Consider the following 17,083-nt stretch of genomic DNA (forward strand, 5'->3'; position numbering starts at 1 on the left):
TGAAAGAGTATTTTATTTATAGTAAACGTTGAATATGAAGGACGATGTACATTTTTTCGCCTTCGTTTGAGGTCATTCCCAGTTCGTGTGTAATCAAATCATGGATTCGTGTCCCTAGAGCATAGGCCTTAGGATAAGCTAGTTTCATGGTAGCTACCATTTGTTCTAATGAGGAAGTGCCATCCCTTTCCTTATCTGCATAGCGGATAAAGTAGGTCAAATGAATCATCAAACGGTCATAGAACTTGCTATTTTCTTTGGTTCTCAAAATACCATATGTGGCTAATTCTCGCTCAACCAAGGACAAGACCATCTGCAAAGTTTCTACTTTTAGGATTTGCTCTTCTGTTTTCTCACCTTTCGCATTAATGAAATGCAGGGCAATTCGACCGATTTCATCATCTGGAAAGTCTTGGAGAATTTTTTGACGGAAAATAGCCAAGGCTTCTGCTGCAATTTGATATTCAATCGGGTAATCTTGCAGCATATTCGGGAGCTTGCTTTCCTGATAGGTCTGATCTAAGACTGCTTTATAGGCACAATGGATATGAGTTGTTAAGGTAATATAGATATAATCTTGTACAGGATAGTCATATTGCTGTGATAGCTGATCAATAGCCTGATAAGTAACTGTAATAAAGTCGAGTGGAACATCTTTTAGCAACATCAAGAAATGGTCCTTGGATTCGGAATTTTTGAGGGAAAAGACCTTTTCAATTTTATGAGCAATCACTAGGTCTCCTTTTTTCTTCTGAAAGGCAACCCCCATCCCCATAACAACAGACTGCTCTCCTCGTTCATTTTTGACTAAAGCCGCATTATTATTTAAAGGTTGTACAATACGATACATCTACAAAATAATCTCCTTTATCTTTCAAAATACAAAAGACCACAAATGAGCTAAGGATGTTCCCACCCCTATTCATCTGCGGTCTTGCCTAATTTTCTTAGTTACAATCCACTCTATACAAACTAATGAAACAATTATATCACGAAAAAATATTCTTGTAAACCTTTACATTTATCCGCGTAAACGGACTCTTTCTTTCCATGAGGACGCTGTTGCAGCAAGCACTTCATTCAGAGACTCAATATTCTTGCGCCCTGTTGTTCTCAGCCAATTTCGAGCTGCTTCTTCGCCTTCTTCCATGTAAATTTGAACGGAGTCAGCCCAAGTCGCGCGTCCGCACAAGACACCATTGAAAGCCGCTCCAGATTCATGAGCAAATTGCAAGGTTTCTTGGAAAAGGCTAGCCGACACACCCGCGCTCAAATAGATATAAGGCAGGGGAGTTGCCGCATCTTGCTCTTTGAAGTAGGCCGCAGCTTCTTCGCGTGTATACACGATTTCATTGCCTTGTGCAAATCCTTCAACATAAGCCATATTGACTGGGACTTCTACTTTCAAGACATCTACTCCAAAAGATTTATCAGAGAACACTCTCATTGCTTCAATGACTTTTCTCGGTTTGACCTTAGCAAACTCTGGACTGCTAGCATCTGGAATATGTTCATCGTAGCTCAAGATTTCCAAGAAGAAAGGAAGACCTTCAGCAGCACATTCTGAACCCAAGCGTTCGATGTAGGCATGCTTTTGTAAATTAACGTATGGATCTCCGTCTACATCATAGTACAAAAGGAACTTGATAGCATCTGCCCCCTCTTTTTTGAGGCGTTTGACCGACCATTCGACCAAGCAATCCGGTAAGCGGCTAGTGCTAGTTACATCGTAACCTGTCTTTTCGTAGGCTAATAATAATCCTGACTGACTATCACGGATATGAGAAGCCGGAAGACCGTACTCTGGATCAAGCAAGATAGACGATGAATACGGCGTTAGCTCTTCTGATACAATGCTTTTTAAGAGTTCAATATCTTCAACTGTAGGCTCTGTAGCCTGGTACTTGGCCATCATTTTTTTCAGAGCACCTCGCTGGTCAAAGGCAAGAGCAGAGATAATTCCCTCTTGGTTACTGACCTTTTCCATTAGGGTATACTTTTGATTTTCTATTGTCATCTTCTATTCCACCTATCTAGTCTCTCGACCTAGTCATGGTACTCGCCGCGATTCCATTTTTCAATGAATTCGTCAAAGAAAGTACTGTCTGTTTGATCCTGGTTGATGGTTTCGATTTTAGCTAGTTTTTCAATCAGATGTTTGTTTTCATCTGTCGGTTGGTATTCTGCTTGAATGAAGGCATCAATGATATCACACATTAACAATTCACCAGTCACTTTCGCACCAAAACCGATGACATTTGCGTTTAACTCTGTTTTGGCATAGAGAGCTGATGTCATATCTCGAACAAGTGCTGAACGGACACCTGGCACTTTGTTTACTGCGTTGTTGATTCCAACACCTGTTCCACAAATACAGATTCCCAAATCCGCCTGACCACTGACAACGGCTTCTCCAACCTTTTTCCCAAAAATCGGATAATGGGTTCTGACACTATCATAAGTCCCACAATCAAGCACCTCATAGCCTTGATTTTTCAAATAATTGACCACTGCGATTTTTTCATAGGTCACAATATGATCGCATCCAATTGCAATTTTCATCTTTTTCTCCTTTATCTACGCTAAACCTAACACATCTTATTTAGCATATCGACACGAATCTGGTGACGACCGCCGTCATAGACACCTTCGACAAATCCTTTGACGATATTTTTTGCCAAACTTTCCCCAACAATCTCACTACCGATGGTAATGATACGGGAGTTATTGTGACCTCGTGTCATATAGGCAGAGCGTTCGTCTGAGACTTCTGCTGCAATCATGCCCTTGATTTTGGTAGCGGTCATGAAAGAACCGACTCCGTAAGCATCAATTGCAATTCCTAGATTTCCCTCTTGTCGATTAACTTCCTGCGCAATAGCTAAGGTAGTATCGACAAAATCTTTGCCACTACTTACATCAAGCACGGGATAGCCCAACTCAATAAGAAAGACTTGAAGAACGTTTTTTAGCTTTTCTCCTGCTGGATCAGCACCAATAATAATTGTCATTGTTTTCTCCTTGTAGGTCTTGTATATTCTTCCGGAAAAAATGTTTTGCAAAACAGGTAAAAGCAACTCGCTTTTATGTTTGTATTATACATAAAACTCAACACAAAGTCAACATATTTTGTTTACATTTTTGTTTATTTCAACAATAAAACAGCAGGTTGTTCCAATCACTGCTGTTCAACTATTATTCACTAATCACTTCTGTATAGGCTGTTAGGTGGCGATACTGTTCTTCGTCCGCTAAATGTGTACTAATCACAGCGGTTACATCTTTTAATTGACAGAAAGTGGTAAAATCTTCCTTGCCAATTTTACTGGAATCAATCAGCAAATATTTCTCCAAGGAATGCTTGAGGGCGAGCTGTTGAGTGTAGGCTTCTGTCAGAGTAGAGGTCATGACGTCATTTCCTTTAACAGCATTGCTACTAAAAAACATCTTACTAAAGTGCATTTTTTCTAGGATTGTATTAGTCATCTCACCAACAAATGATTCGGTTACTTGGCGCCATTCACCGCCAAGAAGAAAGACTTGAAAATCTTCTGATTTCTTCTGAGATAAGATGGTAAAAATAGGGAGGCAATTAGTAATCACTGTTAGTTTTGAATTGCTAATAGCCTCTGCAAGACAGGCAACAGTAGTACCTGGTCCCAAGAAAATCGTATCACCATCTTCAATCAGACTGGCTGCTGTTGCAGCAATCGCTCGCTTGGTCTCAATATTTTGCACATGCTTTTCTGAATGAGAAAACTCCCTCAACTGAAAGGCCTTGTTGCTTCTCGCACCACCATGAATCTTGGTTAACACTCCCTTGTTCTCAAGCTCGCTGAAGTCTCTTCGGACAGTCATGTCCGTCACATTTAGCAAATCGACAATCTCTGAAATGCGAATTGTCCCTTTTTTATGCACTAATCGAGTAATTTCTTCTAGTCGCTCTTGTTTGTTCATCTCTTGCCCCCTTGTTTTTTACTTTATTATATCAAATTTTGATAAAAATGTTGAAAAAAACAACATCGAATGTTTGATTTGGGAAAATAACAAGATATGGAAAACGGATGGTTACGACTTAGAACCTGTATTTATAAACGAAGTAATTCTAATCGGGATCCTATTTTACAATAATCAAGGCGTTTTTTTGAAGGAATACTGACTGTATTTCGAAAAAAGTAATGATGAATAGCGAATAATAAGCCCTAAATAGAGTTGCTAAGTTGTGAATACAGGTTCTTAAATCAAACCTAACCTTTCAAAAGCATGATAAAGCCCGTCGTGTTCAACATCATCTGTCACCATATCAGCCATGGCTAGAATTTCAGAACCTCCATTTCCCATTGCTACACCGATAGCACAATACTCCAACATCGGAATGTCAATTTTCGCATCTCCAAAGGCAATGGTATCTTCTTGAGGGTGTCCGAGATGTTCCAATAGAACCTTAATAGCGCGTGCCTTATCTAAATTTTTGATTCCTAAGTCACCAAAGAGTGCAGTCTCACCACGACCACCCCAGGTATTGGCTGCTAATTGTGGAAAGGCCTCTTTGGAGTCCAAATGGTCTTGGTAAGAAGAGAGAATAAAGCTGATTTTATTGAGGTCATCGCGGTAGAGTTCCTCACCAAAAACCAGACCGTGAATCATGTCACCAACTTCTAAATCTTCTACTTGTTCAGCTGGTATCCCCTTACCAAGCATGTAAGTGTGAAGAACTGGCTTTCCCTTTTCTTGAAACTGGTTACTCGCAAAAAGTCCGTTATTGCTTTCAAGATAGAACTCGAGTCCTCTGTCGTAAAGCCAGTCCACGACTGCAATGGCATCTTCTTTTGCAATTAACTGGTGCATGATGACTTGTCCATGGTGTTCTACATAGGAGCCATTTCCCCCAATCATACCATCGATGCCGATTTCCCAAATGTCTGTCTGCATCTCTGCTCGGCTACGTCCTGTACAGACATAGACCAAGTGACCATTTTTTCTTGCCTTCTGAATGGCTGTCACCGCGCTAGATGGAATGCGGTTGTGATAGTCCACCAAGGTACCATCTACATCTAGAAAAATGATTTTTTTCATCCTATTCTCCTTCTTTAAAGGAATGCACCTTAAACTCTTCTGCCGGAAGAATTACTTCTGCCAAGGTCAAGTAATCGTCTGTCAAGGTCCATTTTAGAATTGCACAATTACTAAATCGAAGTTCTGGTGGAAATTCAAGCTTCAATAATTGAATTAGGCCCCACATAGCCGCTCCGTGGCTGACAAATAAGCAAGGACCGTGGCGATGAGACATCGTGTCCAAAAGTGTTTGACGAACACGCCTTCCGACTGCGATAATATCCTCTCCACCATAGGGAACCAACAAATCCTCAAACGATTTCGCATTTGGTCGATGTTTGGGCAATAACATTTCAGATTGGGCTTCAAAAATCCCAAAGTTCATTTCTTTAATGCCCTTTAATTGTGTTATTTCATCTGTCCTTGCTACAATTTTTGCCGTATCTGTTGCCCGTTCTTGGGTGGAGCTGTAAACAGCTTCAAAATGCACCCCTTCCCGCTCAAAGTAGTCTGCAACGGTTTGTGCCTGGGCGATTCCATTTTCTGTCAAGGGAGAATCTGACCAGCCCTGCACACGTCTTTGCGTATTAAAGAAGGTTTCTCCATGCCTCATTACATAAAAGGTCTTTGCCATTATCTATCCTTTCTCGATTAAACTGCCCCTACAATCGGATGGGGAAGATAACATTCTTCTAGATAAGCTATATCTGCATCGGATAAGCTCACCACAAAGGCTCCCATATAATCATCCAAGTATGTTTCTTTGGTTACCCCCACAATGGGTGCTACTACCCCTTTTTTCCATAGCCAGGCCTCCTCAAAAATTATGGAAGAAACACGGTTCGAGTAAAGAGAACGATAGAATGATCATGCACCACCAAATAGGCTGGTGCTTTGCTTTTGAAAAAATGAAGTGATCTACTCAAAATTAAAATACACTATTTTCATTTTTTGAAAAATAGTATATTTAGACTGGCTATATGATTCACTTCTAACTATGTCAATTATTTGACACAAAAAAACATGGAACAAGATTCCATGTTTTGTGAAATTGGTACTCTATTATTTAAGAGTAACTGAAGCTCCAGCTTCTTCCAATTTAGCTTTGATTTCTTCAGCTTCTGCAGTTGCAACGCCTTCTTTAACGACTGCAGGTGCACCGTCAACAAGTTCTTTAGCTTCTTTAAGACCAAGACCAGTAATTTCACGTACAACTTTGATAACGCCAACTTTTTTGTCGCCGGCAGATGTCAATTCAACGTCGAATGAATCTTTAGCAGCACCAGCGTCAGCAGCACCAGCTGCAGCAACTGCTACAGGAGCAGCCGCAGTTACACCAAATTCTTCTTCGATCGCTTTTACAAGATCGTTAAGCTCAAGGATTGAAGCTTCTTTAATTTCAGCAATAATGTTTTCAATGTTCAATGCCATTGTTATTTCCTCCAAATAGTTTTGTTTTTAATAAATAATAGATGGGTGTAGCACTAGGCTACGCGTTGACGCATTAAGCAGCGTCTTCTTTGCTTTCTGCAACAGCTTTGACAGCGTATGCAACGTTGCGAACTGGTGCTTGAAGTACAGACAAGAGCATAGAAAGCATACCTTCTCTGTTTGGCAATGCTGCAAGGGCTTGGATTTCTTCTTTAGAAGAAACTTTACCTTCGATAGTACCACCTTTGATTTCAAGGGCTTCAGCTGTTTTAGCAAAGTCGTTCAAGATTTTTGCTGGCGCAATAACATCTTCATTTGAAAATGCAATGGCAGATGGTCCAACAAAAACTGATGCAAGTTCTTCAAGACCAGCTTTTTCAGCTGCACGACGTAAGATTGAGTTTTTGATGACCTTGTACTCAACTTCGCTTCCGCGTAAGTCACGACGAAGAACGGTATCTTGCTCAACTGTCAAACCACGTGCATCCACAACTACGATAGATGCTGCAGCTTTCATCTTCTCAGCAACTTGATCAACTAATTCTGCTTTTTTAGCGATAATAGCTTCACTCATTAGTGTTTTACCTCCGTTATTATTTTGGGTTTGAGCTTGTTCCAATAAAAAAACGCGCCAAACCTAGACACGAAAGTACAAATACGTTTTCTATCCGTTTTGTGCCTCGGTAGGATGTTTATGAGTTGAACTCCCCTACTGTCTTAGGTCAGTTTTTTCAAACCTTATTCATACTATCATACTTTTTGCGTCTTTGCAAGAGTTTTTACTCAAAAAAATTAAAAAATGTAGCATGTCTTACTACATGGCAAATTTCAAGTTCAAGTTAGCCAGTCTGTAAAAATTCTCTAGGAGATTTGTAACCCAATATCTTCTTTGGATAGTTGTTAATCCAGTTTTCAATAAATGTGACTTGTTGTTGAGTCACATTTTTGCTTCTCTTAGGCAACCAACGCCGGATGAGTCTATTATGATTCTCATTAGTTCCCCTCTCCCAAGAGGAATAAGGGTGGGCATAGTAGATATGATCGGGGTCAAAAACTTCTGCTAAACGACTGAATTCAGTCCCGTTATCAGCTGTGATTGAGTTAATTTGATAATCTCTGAGGATCATTTTCAGAGCTTGATTGACTGAAGACGCGGACTTATCGGGAATAAGTCGGATGATTTGATAACGACTCTTTCTATCAGTTAGAGTCAACAGACACTCATTTTTTGCCCGTGTTTGAATAACTGTATCAATTTCAACATCACCAACATTCTCACGTTGATTAATGCTTTCTGGTCGTTCCTCAATCGATTTTCCAGCCGGCTTAAAGTTAGGACTCGCTTGTTTTTTCTTCGTTTTCTCTTTCCGAGGATAAAGCATGTCAGCCTTGGTCAACCCTAAGTGCCCACGATGAATCCAGTAGTAAATGGTGGAGACGGAGGCAGGTATCCCTTTTACTTTTACCATCATCTCAGGAGAGTATTTCTGTTTGATGTAGTGAAGAATTTTTTCTTTGAGTTCCTTGGTTAGGGAAGTTTGCTTCACAGAATGTTTGCGATTATTTTGATAGGTTTTTTGAGCGAAGTCAGCTGAGTAGATTATTTCAAATTTTCCTTTACGCACTTGTTGCCTAACCTGACCACGTTTGACTTCGTTGTGAATGGTTTGAGGAGCCTTCTCTAATCTTCTAGCGATTTCACGATTTGAGAACCCTTCTTGAAGCCAACGCTCAATCATTCTACGCTCAGCTAGTGTCAAATGTTTCCTTTTTGGTGTATAATAGTGTTGCATCTCAGAGTCTTTCTAATTGTTCTTGTGGTGATTACAATTATATCTCTCTGAGATGTTTTTTTATACCCTTGACTGGCTAACTTCATTGTAGAACTTTCGATGTCTTACTACATTTTTTTAAATTTCATTCAAAATGCTCTCCCAAGCTTGGTCAAATCCATGTCTAGTTTCAGATGAAAAAACGACAAACTGGTCATTCTTATCAAAATCTAGTTTTTTCTTAATCATCGATTCATGCTTATTCCATTTGCCACGGGGAATTTTATCCGCCTTTGTTGCCACAACGATGACGGGAATGTCATAATATTTCAAGAACTCGTACATTTGAACATCGTCAGCAGATGGTTCATGGCGCATATCAACAAGACTGACCACTGCTCGTAGATTTTCACGGCTGGTCAGATATTCTTCAATCATTTTCCCCCATTTAGCACGCTCAGTCTTTGAAACCTTCGCATAACCATAACCCGGTACATCAACAAAGCGAATCTTATCATCAATATTATAAAAGTTTAACTGCTGTGTTTTTCCAGGCTTGCTAGAAGTACGTGCTAGATTTTTACGGCCGAGGAGCGTATTGATAAAGGAGGATTTGCCAACATTGGAGCGACCTGCAAGAGCAATTTCTGGCATCTCATCTTGTGGATATTGTGCCTTAGATACAGCACTCAAGAGGATTTCAGCATTGTTTGTATTGATTTCCATGTACTCTCCTTATGCCGTCTCTAAGATAGGCTGGGCCTTTCCATCTACTGCTTCTTTGGTAATCCGAACGCGCTTCACCTCGTCTTGGCTTGGTACTTCAAACATGACATCAAGCATAGTTTCTTCGATAATCGAACGAAGACCGCGCGCGCCTGTCTTGCGCTCAATTGCCCGTTTGGCAATTTCTTCAAGAGCTTCTTTGTCAAAGTCTAACTCCACACCGTCATAAGACAATAGAGTCTGATACTGTTTCACAAGGGCATTTTTCGGCTCGGTCAAAATGCGAATCAGGTCTTCTGTCGTCAACTGATCAAGAGGAGCAAAGACTGGTAAGCGACCGATCAACTCAGGAATAATACCAAATTTTTGGATATCGTCTGCGATAATGTGCTGCATATAGGATTCTGTTTCATCAATGGCACGGTTGTTGTGTCCGAAACCGATGATTTTTTCTCCCATGCGCTGCTTGACAATTTCTTCGATACCGTCAAACGCTCCACCTACGATAAAGAGGATATTTTTGGTATCCAGCTGAATCATCTCCTGCTGCGGATGCTTGCGTCCACCTTGTGGTGGAACACTAGCCACAGTTCCCTCAATGATTTTTAGAAGGGCTTGCTGTACTCCCTCTCCTGAGACATCTCTTGTAATCGATACGTTTTCCCCTTTTTTAGCGATTTTATCAATTTCATCGACATAGATGATACCACGCTCTGCACGGTCAATATTAAAATCAGCCGCTTGGAGCAGTTTTAAGAGGATATTTTCAACGTCTTCTCCGACATAACCAGCTTCTGTCAAGGCTGTCGCGTCCGCAATGGCAAAGGGAACATTCAGACTTTTAGCCAATGTTTGAGCAAGAAAGGTCTTTCCAGAACCGGTCGGACCAATCATGAGAATATTGGACTTTTGCAAATCCACATCATTTTCTTCGCGACTATCTTGAAAGTTAATCCGTTTGTAATGGTTGTAAACCGCTACTGCTAGGGCACGTTTGGCACGGTCTTGTCCGATGACATAGTGGTTTAAAATCGTAAGTAGCTCCTGCGGTTTAGGGGTGTCAGCTAAGTCTGTCAAGACTTCTTCTGCTAATTCTTCACGAATAATTTCTTGGGCTAACTCCACACATTCATTACAGATAAAGACATTATTTCCTGCGATGATTTTCTTTACTTCTTCTTGATTCTTTCCACAAAATGAGCAGTAAATAAGCTCTGATGGATGATGATGTTTTGGCATTTTTTCTATCCTATCCCTATCTAAAATAATACGCCATAAAAGGCATGAATACTATTCACTAAATTGGTCACTGCATTTAAGAGAAAGAGGGTGGCTAGCCCGTACCGCTTTTTTTGGAAAGCTTGGATGGAGCAAAGCACACAGATACCGCATAAAATCGCAGTAAATAAACCAAATAAACTTTTCTGCATGATTAGTTCTCTTTTCTTTCAAATATTCTCACGGTGAAATCAACTGGATTTTCTGCATCTCGCTCGTGTCTTATCGTACTAACTTCCTCAAAAACAGACCAATCAAAGGTCACTGGAAAATAAGTATCTCCTTCAAAACTGGCATGAATATCCGTCGTTACAAGCTCATCTGTATAGGTTTCAAAAGCTGTAAAAATCTGTCCTCCGCCAATCACGTAGAGATTCTTATCCTGCTGATTGTACCAGTCCAAGACTTCCTCAACGCTATGCATCACAAGGGCACATTCATGCTCGACTTGATAATCCGCATCATGCGTCAAGATAATCGAGATACGGTTTGGAAGAGCGCGCTTGCCCATACCGTCAAAGGTGATACGCCCCATGACCATGGCATGACCAGTTGTCGTCTGCTTAAAATGCTCTAAATCAGCTTTCAATGACCACGGAAGACCACCCTCTTTACCAATCAAACCTTGTTCATCCTGTGCCCAAATGGCAGAAATCTTCTTTGTCATTGTCTCTTCCTTTTTTATTTTAATTTGACTATATTCTATCAAAATTCGATAAAAAATGCAGAGACTAGGCATGACCTAGTACCCTGTCATTATTCTATTGTTGCTATTCACCCATTACATTAAATCGCTAAATCAAACTTCAGTTGTGGTTTCACTGGGTCATAATCGACTAACTCAAAATCTTCTGGCTTGATGTCATAGAAATTAGTTCCGTCTGGCACATTCAAGACGAGTTTTGGTTGACAGCTACTTGGCTTGCGACGTAGAAGCTCTTCTGCTTGCTCAAATTGGTTGTCATAGATGTGCAGGTTATTGATGAAATAAAAGAACTTCCCAACCTTCCAGCCGAAGTGTTTAGCAATCATCATCTGAAGCGCCACATACTGCATGGCATTGATGTGATGAGCCACCAGCATGTCATTACTGCGCTGGGTCAATGTTGCGTCAAGATAGATATCGCCGTCCACACGCCGTACATCAAACATGGTCTGAAAGGCACAGGGCAAGAGCCCCTCTGACTCCTCGAAAGCCTCATAATCCCAGAGCGAGATGATATTGCGACGATTCCATGGATTTTTCTCTAATTGCTGAAGAATTTTGTCCATAATCTGATGTTTTTTAACAACAGCCCCATAGCGCTCCCCGATAGTACCTGTTTCTCCCACTTCCCAGTCATTCCAGTAGGTCACGCCATACTTGTCATTTAGAACAGAAAGACTATTGGTCTGGTCTTGGTAAATCCAGCAAACTTCCTTAACGGCTGACTTGATGGGAATCGGGCGTAGGGTGGTAATGGGAAACTCGCCCTTTGATAAGTCATACTCAGCAAAAGCGCCTGTAATGTACTTGGAATTCGCGACATTTCCGTCCTTATAACGAGGGCGGGCATTTTCTGAAAAGACACCTTCGTTCATGATTTTTTGGATATTTTCTTTAAAAATAGTATCTGCTTTTGTCATGAATCTAGTATATCACTTCTCTACTATTTTGTCTTTTTTCTAGTGTCTTAAAAGACTAGAAAAGAAAAGTAGCTAGTACGTTCCTCCTCTAAATGAGACAAAAGAAAGACACTCCTGTTGATTTCTAGTAAACTAGAATCAAGGAGTGCTCCGGCTTCTTATTTAAAATACTTGCAAGACGTTTATTCTAAAAGAATGTATTGCAAGAAGCAAAAATAATGATTTGACATATTCACCTTATCAGGACTTAACATTTCTCATAGAGCTGTATATTCATTCAAAATAAATAACCAGGATTTGAAATCTGGGACACTAACCACTCTTTCTCCTGCATATGGAGAAAGCGGAAGACAAACACCTGCATTCATCAATTCTTCACCTGTAAAAACATCATCGTATCCCTTTATTTGATAATATTTGTGACGATCTAATCCCTTAAATATAAGATGGGCAGGTGCTGGATTCGCTTCACTCAGTATCTGATAACGAGCCAATATCGAGCAAGTTTTATCTTGTGATACCACCTGCCAACTAACGATATTTTGAGTAAACGGACTCAAAATCCGATAGAATGTTCCATATTGAAATAAATGACGGTAAGTTTTATAAAAAGTAATTCCTTCTTTTATCTGTTCATATGCTTCTTTATCTAATTGAGTGAGGTCAAATTCATATCCTAATACAGAAAAGTATGACACGTGTTCTCTATAAGTTAGCGTCGTCTCCCGACCTGTTTGGTGATTAGGAGAAGCCGATACATGGCCTGTCATCATTGATAAGGGGTAACCGTATGACGTCCCATATTGAATTTTCAGACGTTCTATTGGATCAGTATTATCACTTGTCCATGCTTGCGGTGCATAATACATCATCCCCAAATCAAAACGTCCGCCACCAGAAGCACAGGATTCAAACAGAATGTTTGGAAATGCTTTTATCAATCTATCATACAGTTCATATACACCTAAAATGTATCGATGGGCAAATTCTTGTTGTCTATTGTTTTCTAAAGCTAAACTGTACAAATCTGTAATATGCCTATTCATATCCCATTTAATGTAATCCAAGCCTGTTTCTTTAATCATTTTTCCCATTTGAGAAAACAGATTGTCTACGACCTCTTTACGGCTAAAATCTAAGACAAATTGTTGTCGACCTAAGCATGGCTGACGATTCGGCGCCGCAATTCTCCAATCGGGATGACTGCGGTACAGATCGCTATCTTCTGAGATCATCTCTGGTTCAAACCAAAGACCAAATTTTAATCCAATCGAATGAATGTAATTCGCAATATGAGCGATTCCTTCTGGAAACTTCGTCTGATCATCAACCCAGTCTCCTAAGGAAGTCTGATCATTGTCCCGGTGACCGTACCAGCCATCATCAATAACAACCAACTCTATCCCTAAATCCTTAGCCTTGTCGGCCAAATCCTTAATTTTTTTTGTGGAAATATCAAAGTAAGTTGCTTCCCAACTATTAATTAATAGTGGTCTATCTTTCTTGCTAAATACAGGATTTATCAAATGCTCATGATAGAAATTAGCCAATAGTTGACTCATGCTATTAAAACCATTTGATGTATAACATTGTAAAGCTTCTGGAGTTTGAAAAGTTTCACCAGGTAATAAGGTCCAAGAAAAATCAAATGGATTCATTCCGACCAAAACACGTGCACAACCAAAATGATCTACTTCAATTTGTTCAAGGTGATTCCCTGAGTAAATCAGATTAAAACCATAAACAGCGCCTGAATCCTCAGTTGTTTCTTTACTAGCCAACATAATAAAAGGATTTTGCTGCGGGCTAGAACTTACTCTTAAACTATCTACGCTTTGAAGTCCATATCGTAATGGCGTTCTTTGAACATAGCGTTCTCTCAACCATGCACCAGAAAAATGTATAAAATCATAATCACTAGCTCGCAAATCCAACTGCAAACTCACCGTTCGCAATAGTTTTATTTCCTGTTGACTATCATTTTTAAATTTAACACTACGAGCAATCACATCTTGATCTTTAAAAATAGTATACGATAAATATACTGTCAATCCAATCGTTGGATCCACCATCTTTATTATTAAAGTGGTGGCGGATTCGTCACTTGCAAAAGTTGCTGGAAGACCATCTAAGCAGCTCTTCCCAGGCAACAACTGATACGAATCGAAGATTAAATCACTAATCCGACTTCCGTTTTCTAGTATTATTTGATAAGCTGGTTGCCTAAAATCTCCCCTACCATAGGAACTATATTCAAATCTCATCAAATTAGGCTGAGAACTCGTGTTCTTAACATCAGTATATGGTTCGAAGCCACGCTCCTCTACTACAGTTAGATAGGGATAGCTGTCTTTAATTGGTATTTTTTTTCCATAATAGACATGTCCTAAGCCACCATTCTCTAAAACTCTAAAAATATAACTTGTATTCTTTGTTTGTAAATGAAAATATTGGCTGTCTGAAACTGAAACTTTCATTCTTTACTCCTTTACAAAGTCACTCACGCTTTTCTCTACTAGGAAAATAAGTTCATACTTTGCTCATCCAATACACTTTTAATTCGTACCATCGTTTGACACTAATAACCACTCATCGTCGGTATCTACATGATCATTTTCATAAGTCAAATTTCCATTTGGGACCATATCAGTCTTAACAGCTCTGTCAGATGCGCTCTGTCCTGTCAATGTATTCATCTTCTACAATCGATGAAAGCAGTATCTCTTTACCCTTTGACACCTGAAGCAACGATACTTTTTTTCAATTGTTTTGAAAAAAGAATAGATAGTAAAATAACTGGCATACTAGTTAGCACAGCCAAGCCCATCATAGCATTTTGCTTTGTTGCCACATTGTTTGAAATATTAAATAAAGCAACATTTAATGTCCATAATTTCTGATCCTCTGTTACCAACCAAGCCCAGAAAAAGTCGTTCCAGTTCCCAATAAATGTCTGAAGAGCAATCAGAGAAATAATCGGTTTTGAAAGAGGCATGCAAATCTTACTATACAAAAACAAACTACCTGCTCCATCCAACTCAGCTGCTTCGAAATAACTTCGGGGAATTTGATCAAAAAATCCCTTGTAAAGATAAATGTAGAACCCATAAGGATAAAGGAAAGGTAAGAGTAAAGCCCAATAATTATTGTAAGCCCCCATTTGCTTATACATCACTAGTTGCGGTAACATAATACTAGCAAATGGAACCATCATTGCTCCTAAGAAAAAGAGTAGAACAATTCGTCCAGCCCGCTTAGATAAGCGTTGGCTAATGATAAAGGCACAGATTGAGCATAAAAAAACTTGAACAACAATCGCAAATCCAATCACAATGAAACTATTGAATATAAAAGTCATAAACCCAAATTTTTGAATCGTTGGATGTTCTGAATACATGTAAGCCGGCATTTGGAAATAATAGAGGAAAGTTTCCAGATTAAGCAAAGCCTTCTCTTCATTTCCAACACTTAACAAGGTCCCAACTGTTTGATATTTTTCATCTAATAATTTTTTAACCTTACTTTGGAACGTTGTTTTTAATTCAGTAGGAGCTTTTTTATTAACTCCTTTCAGATTAAAGCTATAGCCAATCGACTGACTAGCACGAAGGTAGCGATCTTCATACAAAACAACATCTTTTTTTATCGTTGTTCCCTTGTAGATGCCATAATCTTTTTCCAGCTGTAATTTCATTTGATGGGCTCGCGAATAATAGATTGTCTCCCCATCCTTAGTGCCATAAATATTGATCTCCATGATTGAGTCTTTGGGCAACTTATAACTAATTCCCATCATCACAAGGACACTATCTCGAAGAATCTGATCTTTTAACTGCGCTTCATCCTTACTTTCTTTTGAATAATCCAACACAACAGATATACTATTTGCTGTGTCAGGAAGTAATTTAGGCGGAACTTCATATATTTTCGCATTGTCTTTCATAGCGCTAGAAACGGCAAATAGCATTGGGTACAGCATTAAAGCCGCAAACACGAGCGAAAAAATAGTTGCTGTCCATTTTAAATAACGCTCAGACTTGCTAAGAGGGATTCCCTTGTTTGCTTTCTTTCTAAATAGCATATTCTCTCCTTATTCTCCATTTGATTTTTCAAAATGCATCTGAACCATTGTCACAACAGCAATGACAAGCAGTAAAATAACAGAGGCTGCCGATCCACGACCATAATTCAAATCTTTGTTAAATGAATCATAAATAAAAATCCCTTGGGTTGTTGAAGCTCCATTTGGACCTCCAGAAGCGTACATATAAGGCACATCTAGCATTTGCATGGTTGTAATCACTGCCATAATTAGTTGAATAAAAATCATAAAGGAAATATTAGGAAGAATGATGTGGCGAATCCTACCAAAGCCTGTACAACCATCTAGGGCTGCTGATTCAATAATATCTCCAGAAATTCCCTGAATCGCAGATAAATACAAAAATACCGTCAAGCCACCACCCAAGACTCCCGGGAAAATAATACAGAATTTTACTAAAGCTGGATCACTCAACCAAGCCTGTGGACTACCGCCAAAAAATTTAAGTATCTGATTCGCAACACCATATTCTGGATGCCAAATCCATTTCCAGATAATAACATTGACAGAAGTTGGAATCAAGGCAGGCAAAATATACAGGGTGGTTAATGATTTTCTTAAACGAACTAATTCATTTAAGAAAAGCGCTTGAATCAACGGAATGACGAAACACATCACCAATTGGAGACCTAATAAAACAAAGGTATTACGCCAAGCCCCCCAATAATGCTCCATCTTAAACATTTCTACATAATTAGCAAATCCGACAAATTTCCCAGGCGGATTTACTGGATTATATTGAAATAATGAAATATAAAATGCACTAAAAATTGGATAATATTTCAGCCATAGGGTAAACACAATGGGCAAAAATAAAATGAACCAAGGGGTGAGTTTTCGTCTGAAAGAATGCCTTGTCGATTTTATTTTTTTTACTGATTGTAGATACATTTTATCGCTTCCTTTTACTATTTTCTTTTTTATAAGATTTTTTCTGAATAGAACGGACTTCTTTTAACAGTTTTTATGGTCGTTCATCAAAAGGAGTTTTATACCAAATCCAATTGGGATAGAAAAAGAAAAGAACCGTATGATGTAAACATATTTCCTGAAAAGCTAGTAACATTACTAACTTAGAAAATTCAGATCATCA

General features: G+C 39.2%; 18 protein-coding genes, 1 pseudogene and 1 other annotated feature. All 19 genes and pseudogenes read right to left on the bottom strand.

Annotated features, from left to right (window positions below; translation table 11 throughout):
* Positions 1 to 16: 16 nt before the first annotated feature.
* Positions 17 to 850: a PRD domain-containing protein gene (locus CHF41_RS07445; RefSeq protein ID WP_119876684.1), complete on the bottom strand. Its 834-nt coding sequence runs from the start codon at positions 848 to 850 to the stop codon at positions 17 to 19.
* 171 nt (positions 851 to 1,021) lie between these two features.
* Positions 1,022 to 2,017, bottom strand: coding sequence for a tagatose-bisphosphate aldolase (gene lacD, locus CHF41_RS07450; protein ID WP_119876685.1), 996 nt, complete (start codon positions 2,015 to 2,017; stop codon positions 1,022 to 1,024).
* 29 nt (positions 2,018 to 2,046) lie between these two features.
* Positions 2,047 to 2,562 (bottom strand): galactose-6-phosphate isomerase subunit LacB, encoded by a 516-nt coding sequence (lacB, locus tag CHF41_RS07455; RefSeq protein WP_119876686.1) that lies wholly within the window; start codon positions 2,560 to 2,562, stop codon positions 2,047 to 2,049.
* 26 nt (positions 2,563 to 2,588) lie between these two features.
* On the bottom strand, positions 2,589 to 3,011 hold the full coding sequence (gene lacA, locus CHF41_RS07460; protein WP_119876687.1) for a galactose-6-phosphate isomerase subunit LacA: 423 nt from the start codon (positions 3,009 to 3,011) through the stop codon (positions 2,589 to 2,591).
* Positions 3,012 to 3,195: 184 nt separating this feature from the next.
* Positions 3,196 to 3,957 (bottom strand): DeoR/GlpR family DNA-binding transcription regulator, encoded by a 762-nt coding sequence (locus CHF41_RS07465; RefSeq protein ID WP_119876688.1) that lies wholly within the window; start codon positions 3,955 to 3,957, stop codon positions 3,196 to 3,198.
* Positions 3,958 to 4,236: 279 nt separating this feature from the next.
* The gene (locus CHF41_RS07470; protein ID WP_119876689.1) at positions 4,237 to 5,076 is read right to left on the bottom strand and encodes an HAD family hydrolase; all 840 of its coding nucleotides are present in this window, start codon (positions 5,074 to 5,076) and stop codon (positions 4,237 to 4,239) included.
* 1 nt (position 5,077) lies between these two features.
* Complete coding sequence (locus CHF41_RS07475; RefSeq protein WP_119876690.1) at positions 5,078 to 5,689, bottom strand: histidine phosphatase family protein; 612 nt, start codon at positions 5,687 to 5,689, stop codon at positions 5,078 to 5,080.
* A 17-nt stretch (positions 5,690 to 5,706) separates the two neighbouring features.
* Positions 5,707 to 5,868: pseudogene (locus tag CHF41_RS10200) on the bottom strand (aldo/keto reductase); the annotation flags it as partial.
* 249 nt (positions 5,869 to 6,117) lie between these two features.
* Positions 6,118 to 6,486 (bottom strand): 50S ribosomal protein L7/L12, encoded by a 369-nt coding sequence (gene rplL, locus CHF41_RS07485; RefSeq protein ID WP_061564003.1) that lies wholly within the window; start codon positions 6,484 to 6,486, stop codon positions 6,118 to 6,120.
* A 73-nt stretch (positions 6,487 to 6,559) separates the two neighbouring features.
* Positions 6,560 to 7,060 carry a 50S ribosomal protein L10 gene (gene rplJ, locus CHF41_RS07490; RefSeq protein WP_119876691.1) on the bottom strand — a complete coding sequence of 167 codons (501 nt, stop codon included), beginning with the start codon at positions 7,058 to 7,060 and terminating at the stop codon, positions 6,560 to 6,562.
* Positions 7,061 to 7,097: 37 nt separating this feature from the next.
* Positions 7,098 to 7,226 (bottom strand) — a sequence feature (ribosomal protein L10 leader region).
* A gap of 99 nt (positions 7,227 to 7,325) precedes the next feature.
* A complete protein-coding gene (locus CHF41_RS07495) occupies positions 7,326 to 8,279 on the bottom strand; it encodes an IS30 family transposase (protein ID WP_119876374.1) in 954 nt (317 codons plus the stop codon).
* A gap of 117 nt (positions 8,280 to 8,396) precedes the next feature.
* On the bottom strand, positions 8,397 to 8,984 hold the full coding sequence (yihA, locus tag CHF41_RS07500) for a ribosome biogenesis GTP-binding protein YihA/YsxC (RefSeq protein WP_119876692.1): 588 nt from the start codon (positions 8,982 to 8,984) through the stop codon (positions 8,397 to 8,399).
* A 9-nt stretch (positions 8,985 to 8,993) separates the two neighbouring features.
* Positions 8,994 to 10,223, bottom strand: coding sequence for an ATP-dependent Clp protease ATP-binding subunit ClpX (clpX, locus tag CHF41_RS07505; RefSeq protein ID WP_119876693.1), 1,230 nt, complete (start codon positions 10,221 to 10,223; stop codon positions 8,994 to 8,996).
* A gap of 20 nt (positions 10,224 to 10,243) precedes the next feature.
* The gene (locus CHF41_RS07510; RefSeq protein ID WP_089503441.1) at positions 10,244 to 10,414 is read right to left on the bottom strand and encodes a hypothetical protein; all 171 of its coding nucleotides are present in this window, start codon (positions 10,412 to 10,414) and stop codon (positions 10,244 to 10,246) included.
* Between the two features lie 2 nt (positions 10,415 to 10,416).
* A complete protein-coding gene (locus CHF41_RS07515; protein WP_119876694.1) occupies positions 10,417 to 10,929 on the bottom strand; it encodes a dihydrofolate reductase in 513 nt (170 codons plus the stop codon).
* A gap of 119 nt (positions 10,930 to 11,048) precedes the next feature.
* Positions 11,049 to 11,888, bottom strand: a complete 840-nt coding sequence (locus tag CHF41_RS07520) for a thymidylate synthase (protein WP_119876695.1) — start codon at positions 11,886 to 11,888, stop codon at positions 11,049 to 11,051.
* 257 nt (positions 11,889 to 12,145) lie between these two features.
* On the bottom strand, positions 12,146 to 14,365 hold the full coding sequence (locus tag CHF41_RS07525; protein WP_119876696.1) for an alpha-galactosidase: 2,220 nt from the start codon (positions 14,363 to 14,365) through the stop codon (positions 12,146 to 12,148).
* A 248-nt stretch (positions 14,366 to 14,613) separates the two neighbouring features.
* Positions 14,614 to 15,969, bottom strand: coding sequence for a carbohydrate ABC transporter permease (locus tag CHF41_RS07530; protein WP_119876697.1), 1,356 nt, complete (start codon positions 15,967 to 15,969; stop codon positions 14,614 to 14,616).
* Between the two features lie 9 nt (positions 15,970 to 15,978).
* A complete protein-coding gene (locus tag CHF41_RS07535; protein ID WP_119876698.1) occupies positions 15,979 to 16,881 on the bottom strand; it encodes a carbohydrate ABC transporter permease in 903 nt (300 codons plus the stop codon).
* Between the last annotated feature and the right edge of the window lie 202 nt (positions 16,882 to 17,083).

The organism is Streptococcus respiraculi, from assembly GCF_003595525.1.
Lineage (GTDB): Bacteria > Bacillota > Bacilli > Lactobacillales > Streptococcaceae > Streptococcus > Streptococcus respiraculi.

What these genes read in the sequence shown, in the direction of transcription:
- clpX (WP_119876693.1), bottom strand. Translation starts at nt 10,223, where the DNA reads ATGCCAAAACATCATCATCCATCAGAGCTTATTTACTGCTCATTTTGT.
- CHF41_RS07465 (WP_119876688.1), bottom strand. Translation starts at nt 3,957, where the DNA reads ATGAACAAACAAGAGCGACTAGAAGAAATTACTCGATTAGTGCATAAA.
- CHF41_RS07470 (WP_119876689.1), bottom strand. Translation starts at nt 5,076, where the DNA reads ATGAAAAAAATCATTTTTCTAGATGTAGATGGTACCTTGGTGGACTAT.
- rplL (WP_061564003.1), bottom strand. Translation starts at nt 6,486, where the DNA reads ATGGCATTGAACATTGAAAACATTATTGCTGAAATTAAAGAAGCTTCA.
- CHF41_RS07535 (WP_119876698.1), bottom strand. Translation starts at nt 16,881, where the DNA reads ATGTATCTACAATCAGTAAAAAAAATAAAATCGACAAGGCATTCTTTC.
- CHF41_RS07520 (WP_119876695.1), bottom strand. Translation starts at nt 11,888, where the DNA reads ATGACAAAAGCAGATACTATTTTTAAAGAAAATATCCAAAAAATCATG.
- lacB (WP_119876686.1), bottom strand. Translation starts at nt 2,562, where the DNA reads ATGAAAATTGCAATTGGATGCGATCATATTGTGACCTATGAAAAAATC.
- CHF41_RS07510 (WP_089503441.1), bottom strand. Translation starts at nt 10,414, where the DNA reads ATGCAGAAAAGTTTATTTGGTTTATTTACTGCGATTTTATGCGGTATC.
- lacA (WP_119876687.1), bottom strand. Translation starts at nt 3,011, where the DNA reads ATGACAATTATTATTGGTGCTGATCCAGCAGGAGAAAAGCTAAAAAAC.
- CHF41_RS07525 (WP_119876696.1), bottom strand. Translation starts at nt 14,365, where the DNA reads ATGAAAGTTTCAGTTTCAGACAGCCAATATTTTCATTTACAAACAAAG.
- CHF41_RS07515 (WP_119876694.1), bottom strand. Translation starts at nt 10,929, where the DNA reads ATGACAAAGAAGATTTCTGCCATTTGGGCACAGGATGAACAAGGTTTG.
- CHF41_RS07475 (WP_119876690.1), bottom strand. Translation starts at nt 5,689, where the DNA reads ATGGCAAAGACCTTTTATGTAATGAGGCATGGAGAAACCTTCTTTAAT.
- lacD (WP_119876685.1), bottom strand. Translation starts at nt 2,017, where the DNA reads ATGACAATAGAAAATCAAAAGTATACCCTAATGGAAAAGGTCAGTAAC.
- yihA (WP_119876692.1), bottom strand. Translation starts at nt 8,984, where the DNA reads ATGGAAATCAATACAAACAATGCTGAAATCCTCTTGAGTGCTGTATCT.
- rplJ (WP_119876691.1), bottom strand. Translation starts at nt 7,060, where the DNA reads ATGAGTGAAGCTATTATCGCTAAAAAAGCAGAATTAGTTGATCAAGTT.
- CHF41_RS07445 (WP_119876684.1), bottom strand. Translation starts at nt 850, where the DNA reads ATGTATCGTATTGTACAACCTTTAAATAATAATGCGGCTTTAGTCAAA.
- CHF41_RS07530 (WP_119876697.1), bottom strand. Translation starts at nt 15,969, where the DNA reads ATGCTATTTAGAAAGAAAGCAAACAAGGGAATCCCTCTTAGCAAGTCT.
- CHF41_RS07495 (WP_119876374.1), bottom strand. Translation starts at nt 8,279, where the DNA reads ATGCAACACTATTATACACCAAAAAGGAAACATTTGACACTAGCTGAG.